This is a genomic window from Pseudomonas sp. FSL R10-1339 (genome assembly GCF_009600545.1).
GTDB lineage: Bacteria > Pseudomonadota > Gammaproteobacteria > Pseudomonadales > Pseudomonadaceae > Aquipseudomonas > Aquipseudomonas bubulae.
In genome coordinates this window covers 1-6,209 of record NZ_WIVQ01000152.1, presented here as the reverse complement: position 1 = coordinate 6,209, position 6,209 = coordinate 1, and the positions used below count along the sequence as shown (strand labels likewise).

Genomic DNA, 6,209 nt, shown 5'->3' with positions numbered 1-6,209 from the left:
TGAGTTGAAATCGGCGGCACTGAGCTCGGGCCCAACCACTTCATCGAATGTGGGTAAGTCCACAGGGATTTGCGGCGCCCCCAGCCTGCCGTCGGCCAACCTTGGCCGAAACAGGCTGTGCCCGCGGCAATCACTGTTGTAGCGAAAACCAAAGGTTTCCTTGGCCCGGACCACGCGCTCGTCGGCACGCCAGCCAGCGGCCGCCGAACATTCGACGGCTTGCCCGGTGATGTCGCTCAGGGTGTCGACACCCCGGCGGATCTGCTCGATCAGCTGCGCCTCGCTCCAGCGCGCGGTATTGGCCTGCCAGCCATGGTGATCCCAGGCGTGCAGGCCGACCTCATGCCCGGCGGCAAGGGTCTGGCGCATCAAGTGCCCCAGATCCTTGCCGATCGGTTTGCCGGGCCAAGCGGTGCCAGCCAGCAAAATATCCCAGCCATACAGGCTGGCAGCCTTGGAGCGCATCATTTTCCAGAAGAACCGGGGCTTGATCAGCCGCCATAAATGGCGGCCCATGTTGTCCGGCCCCACGCTGAAAAAAAACGTCGCCTTGATCTGGGCTTCGTCGAGCAGTTCGAGTAGCCGCGGCACCCCCTCACGGGTGCCGCGGTACGTGTCGACATCGATACGCAGTCCAGCTTGCATCAGCGTTTTTCCGCGATTTCTACCATGGCTTCACGCAGGAAGAAGTCCAGGGTCTTGCCAATGGTTTCGCTCAGCTCGGTGGTGGGTGTCCAGTCGATCAGGCGACGGGCGTTTTCCACGCTTGGCTTGCGATGGCTGACGTCCTGGTAACCGGTACCGTAGAAAGACTGGCTTTCAACATCACGGAAACCGGCAAACGGCGGGAAGTTGTCACGCAGCGGATGCGCCTCGAACTGGCGCAGTAACTCTTCGCCCAGTTGACGAATGCTGGCTTCGTTGTCCGGGTTGCCGATGTTGATGATCTGGCCGTCGCACTTGCCATCCTTGTTGTCGATGATGCGCGCCAGAGCTTCGATACCATCGGCCACGTCAGTGAAGCAGCGCTTTTGTTCGCCGCCGTCAACCAGACGGATCGGGGTACCTTCCACCAGGTGCAGGATCAGTTGGGTGATGGCGCGTGAGCTGCCAACCCGTGCCGAGTCCAGGCGGTCAAGGCGTGGGCCCATCCAGTTGAACGGACGGAACAGGGTGAATTTCAGGCCCTTGGTACCGTAAGCCCAGATAACGCGATCCAGCAGTTGCTTGGAGACCGAGTAGATCCAGCGCTGTTTGTTGATCGGGCCAACAATCAGGTTGGAGGTGTCTTCGTCGAAGTTCTTGTCCTGGCACATGCCATACACTTCGGACGTGGACGGGAAAATCACGCGCTTGTTGTACTTGACGCAGTAGCGCACCAGCTTGAGGTTCTCTTCGAAGTCCAGTTCGAAGACGCGCAACGGGTTGCGGGTGTATTCGATTGGCGTTGCGATGGCCACCAGCGGCAGGACCACGTCGCACTTCTTGATGTGGTATTCGATCCATTCAGTGTGGATGCTGATATCGCCTTCCACAAAGTGGAAGTTGGGGTGGCTGCGCAGGCGATCGATAGCATCGGAGCCGATATCGAGGCCGTAGACTTCGTAGCGGTCGTCCTGTAGCAGACGCTCGGACAGGTGGTTGCCGATAAAACCGTTAACCCCAAGGATAAGCACGCGGGTGCGGCGTGCCGGGCGGCCGGACTCAGCACCACGCAGGCGCGAACCTTCGACCAGGCCCAGTTCACGGGCCAGTTGCGGGCCGCTCAGGTACAGACCGTTATCGTTGCGCTGACCGGCAGTGATGACCAGCGAGTCTGTGCCGCAGGCAATACGCAGCGGCTCGCAGCTGATGACCTGGCCAGGTGCATGGCCCTGGTTGCCGGCAACCACTTCGGCGCCCCACACAATCAGCTTGTGCTCACCCACGGCGCAGAAGGCGCCCGGGTAAGGTTGGGTCACGGCACGTACCAGGTTGAACAGTTCTTCAGCCGGGCGGTTCCATTGCAGCAAGCCGTCAGCCGGGGTGCGGCGACCAAAATAAGTGGCTTTGGATTCGTCTTGTGGGGTTTCGGTGAGCTTGCCTTGTGGCAGCAGTGGCAGGGCCTCGGCCAGCAGTTTGGCGGCGGTTTCGCGAAGCTTGGCGTGCAGGGTCAGGGCCGTGTCCGAACGCTCGATGCTGATACGGTGCTGGGCCAGGATATCGCCCGCGTCGGCGCGTTTGACCATGCGGTGCAGGGTTACGCCGGTTTCGGTTTCGCCGTTTACCAGTACCCAGTTGGCCGGTGCGCGGCCGCGGTAGCGTGGCAGCAGGGAACCATGCAGGTTGAAGGCGCCTTTGCTGACGCTTGCCAGCAACTCTTCGCCCAGCAGGTGGCGATAATAGAACGAGAAGATGTAGTCGGCGTTCAGTTTGCGAATGCGCTCGATCCACAATGGGTGGTTGGCGTCTTCAGGAGCGTGGACCGGAATGCCTTTGCGTGCACACAGCTGGGCAACCGAACCGTAGAAGTTGTTTTCTTTGGGGTCGTCAGCATGGGTGAATACAGCAGCAATTTCGTAGCCTGCATTGAGCAAGGCTTCGATGCCTGTGCAGCCAATATCGTGATAGGCGAAAACAACGGCTTTCAAACTCATGATTGAACCTGTGTCGAAGTAGAGGAAGTCGGGGTGCTGGTTGTAACGGAAGGCGGTGCAGAGTCGGCGCGTACGATTTTTTCAATAAAGAATCGTGGCCGTGCCCTTACATCGCTGTACATGCGGCCCAGGTATTCACCCAGAAGGCCCATGCCGATAAATTGGCCGCCGGTAAACACGAAGAGCACCGCAAACAATACGAAAGTACCGTCGCCGGCCCAGCTTGCACCGAAGATCAGGCGCAACATGATCAGGGCAATGGCGAATACCGCGCCCAGTGCTGCCATGCTGAAACCGATGATGCTCAGCAGGCGCAGGGGCGTGGTCGTCATGCAGGTGATCAGGTCGAACATCAGGTTGATCAGGCGCATGGCGCTGTACTTGGAGTCACCGTGCTCGCGCTCGGCGTGCTCGACCAGTACCTCGGTGGTGTGGCGGGCAAAGCTGTTGGCCAGGATCGGGATAAAGGTGCTGCGTTCGCGGCAGGCGAGCATGGCGTCGACGATGCTGCGCCGGTAGGCGCGCAGCATGCAACCATAGTCGCTCATGGCAACCCCGGTGGAGCGTTGTACGGCCAGGTTGATCAGCCGTGAAGGCCAGCGGCGCCAGGCGGAGTCCTGACGGTTGTTGCGTACCGTTCCGACCACGTCGTACCCAAGAGCAGCCTGTGCCACCAGGCGCGGAATTTCTTCCGGCGGGTTTTGCAGGTCGGCATCCAGAGTGATCACCACATCGCCTTTGGAGTGCTCAAAGCCGGCCATGATTGCAGCATGCTGGCCGTAGTTGCGGTTGAGAATAACCGCAACTACGGGGCTGCCTTCACGTGCGGCAGCGTCTTCGAGAATTTGCGCCGATTTGTCCCGGCTGCCGTCGTCGACCAGCACGATTTCATAGGCCTGGCTCAGTTGTGCGCAGGCGGCTTCTGTGCGACGCAAGAGCTCGGGCAGACTTTCTTCTTCGTTGTAGACCGGAATGACGATCGACACACACTGGATTGGGTAGGGTTTCAAAGTATTCGTTCCAGTCAGTTTCAATGGCACAAGACGACATGTCTTTGTCGACCAAACTCAGGGCGCGTTAAAGATCCGGGCCCTTTACGAGTAAAGCCTGTTTCTAACAAAGGTAAAGTCGTTCTAAAGCGTTATCTACATGATTTTGTTGCAAAGTCTTGGGGCATTGCTTTCGTTGCTGTTGCATACGTTAAACGCGTCCTTGTGAAAAACCTATGAAAGTTGGGTCAACAGTGCATCCTATCTAAACGCTAGACAGGTGCTATTCAGGAAAGTATTAACAGCGCCCAAGCATTGTCTGACTTGACAGTAGTACTTTTCTTAAACGGGAAGATTCTTACATTGATTGAACGATTTTGAACAGTGATTCAGCACAAGTTTTATGACTGATGAGTAACAAGTGCTCAGGCAAAGCCCTGCGCCAACCTGCGGATATGTGACGTGAGTCACATCGGTTGGCGCTGCGAAAAACCTTGAATCAGTTCAAACCCAGCTTGCCGCGCAGGGTCGACAGGTCTTCGGCCAGGGTGTTGACTGGCCCGATGAGGGCCTTGCGGTCGTTTTCCCTGACCTTGTCATAGGTCTCAAAGCCGCCGTCGGCAGTTTTGTATTTGGCCAGGATGCTGTTCACCGTGGCGAAGTTCTTGTCGACCTTGGCAGCAAAGACCTTGTCGCTCTGTTCTATTTGCGCACGGAACAGATCGAAGATCTTTTTCGCGCCGTCCACGTTGCCCTGGAAGTCATACAGGTCGGTGTGGCTATAGCGGTCTTCTTCGCCGGAAATTTTGGTGGCGGCCACTTCTTCCATCAATGCTGCAGCACCGCCGACGACTTTTTCCGGCGGGAAGGTCAGCCCGGCAACGCGGGTCTGCAGGTCCTTGACGTCGTTATTCAGGCCGTCTGCGAGTTTGTCGAGCCCCAGGGTACTGTTCTCGGCAAACAGGCTGTACTCGATGCGGTGAAAACCGGTGAAGTCAGGCGCAGTGACGCCTTTTTCGTGATCATCTACGCGTGAATCGATCGAGGCGTCCAGGTCGCTGAACAGTTCGGCAATCGGCTCAATCGACTCGTAGTAAACGCGGGTCGGGGCGTAGAGTTTTTTGGCCGTGACCAGGTCACCCTTTTTCACGGCATCGGTGAATTTTTGCGTGTTGCTGGCCAGCTCATCCAGCTGCTCGGTAACGTAGATCTTGTAGTCGGACACGGGTTGCACCAAATCCAGTGGCGCGGTTGCAGCGAGCGCCGACAGAGGGGTGTGGAGCAAGCCCAGGGCAAGGAACAGTGCGAGCGGGGTCTTCTTCATGGGACTTTTTCCGGTGGGTTGAGGTTCAGGTGCGTGTAGCAGCTTCGAGCAGCGAGCGGCCGATAAAATCATGTTCGTCGCGCACGCCCGGCAGGGTGAAGAAGTATCCGCCGCCCACAGGCTTGAGGTACTCCTCCAGGGGTTCACCGTTGAGCCGGGTTTGCACGGCGATAAAGCCCTGTTCCAGGTCGCGCTGGTAGCAGATGAACAGCAAGCCCATGTCCAGCTGGCCGTTCTTGTTGACGCCATTGGAGTAGTTGAACGGCCGGCGTAAAATCAGGCTGTTGCGTGTCTGCGCGGTACGCGGATTGGCCAGACGGATGTGGGCGTCAAGTTTGGTGATCTTGCCGTGGGGGTCCTTGCTGTAATCCGGCACATCGGTCTCCCGGGCACCGTCCATGGGCGCGCCGCTGGCCTTGTTGCGGCCGAAAATGCTTTCCTGCTCCTGCAGGGGGGTACGGTCCCAGCGTTCGACGAAATTGCGGATGATGCGCACTGCCTGATAGCTGCCGTTGACCGCCCACTGCGGCTCGCCACTGTCGGGCTGGACCCAGACAATCTGGTTCATCGCTGTGTTGTCGTTGGAGTCGGGGTTGGCCGAGCCATCACGAAAGCCCAGGAAGTTGCGCGCACTTTGCGCCGGCTCGCCGGGCTTGACCGGTGCTTGCGGCGGCACGGTGCCTTCCTGCTTCCAGCGCACCAGCAGCAAGTCGGGCATGTTTTTCACAATGTCGCGAAGGGCGTGGATATTGGTGTCGGCGGTATTGGCGCAAAACTGCAGGCTTAAGTCGCCGTGGCACTGGGCCGGGTCCAGGGCATCGTTGGGGAAGCCCTGCATGCGGCTCAGGTGTTTGGGTTTGATCTTGGCCAGGGCAAAACGCTCATCGAACAGGGATTCGCCCACGGACACGGTAATGGTCAGGTTGTCGGGGCTGACCACCGGGCCGAGAATGCCCGAGTCCACCGGCGGCAGCTTCGGATCGACCTGGGCGACCGGGCCGCCTTTCATCAGGAAGGCGATGCGCTCATTCAGAGTGCGCAGCAGGCGTTCGAGACCTTCGCGGTCCGTGGCCAGTACATCAAAGGCCACCAGCATACCGGCGGCCGGGCGCGGGGTGACAATGCCATTTTGGTGCTGGCCGTGAAAGTCGTGATGATCCTGGGTCTTGTCGCTGCTCGGCGCCTGGGTGACTTGAGCATTGGCCGGGTTGGCGGCGGCCATGGCCGGGCAGCTCAGGGCGCCGAGCAGCGACAAGACCC

The 6,209-nt window shown here is 58.9% G+C and carries 5 protein-coding genes; all 5 read right to left on the bottom strand.

What is annotated here, in order from left to right:
• On the bottom strand, positions 1-648 hold a 648-nt coding region (arnD, locus tag GHO03_RS23345; protein WP_178110356.1), incomplete at its 3' end, for a 4-deoxy-4-formamido-L-arabinose-phosphoundecaprenol deformylase.
• Complete coding sequence (gene arnA / locus GHO03_RS23340; protein ID WP_153326051.1) at positions 645-2,636, bottom strand: bifunctional UDP-4-amino-4-deoxy-L-arabinose formyltransferase/UDP-glucuronic acid oxidase ArnA; 1,992 nt, start codon at positions 2,634-2,636, stop codon at positions 645-647. The genes arnD and arnA, both read right to left, overlap by 4 nt.
• The gene (arnC, locus tag GHO03_RS23335; protein WP_133144596.1) at positions 2,633-3,646 is read right to left on the bottom strand and encodes an undecaprenyl-phosphate 4-deoxy-4-formamido-L-arabinose transferase; all 1,014 of its coding nucleotides are present in this window, start codon (positions 3,644-3,646) and stop codon (positions 2,633-2,635) included. Before arnC ends, arnA begins: the two co-directional genes overlap by 4 nt.
• Before the next feature lie 478 nt (positions 3,647-4,124).
• Positions 4,125-4,949, bottom strand: coding sequence for an iron uptake system protein EfeO (gene efeO / locus GHO03_RS23330; RefSeq protein ID WP_133144597.1), 825 nt, complete (start codon positions 4,947-4,949; stop codon positions 4,125-4,127).
• A gap of 25 nt (positions 4,950-4,974) precedes the next feature.
• On the bottom strand, positions 4,975-6,209 hold a 1,235-nt coding region (gene efeB / locus GHO03_RS23325), incomplete at its 5' end, for an iron uptake transporter deferrochelatase/peroxidase subunit (RefSeq protein WP_153400609.1).

What these genes read in the sequence shown, in the direction of transcription:
- arnA (WP_153326051.1), bottom strand. Translation starts at nt 2,636, where the DNA reads ATGAGTTTGAAAGCCGTTGTTTTCGCCTATCACGATATTGGCTGCACA.
- efeO (WP_133144597.1), bottom strand. Translation starts at nt 4,949, where the DNA reads ATGAAGAAGACCCCGCTCGCACTGTTCCTTGCCCTGGGCTTGCTCCAC.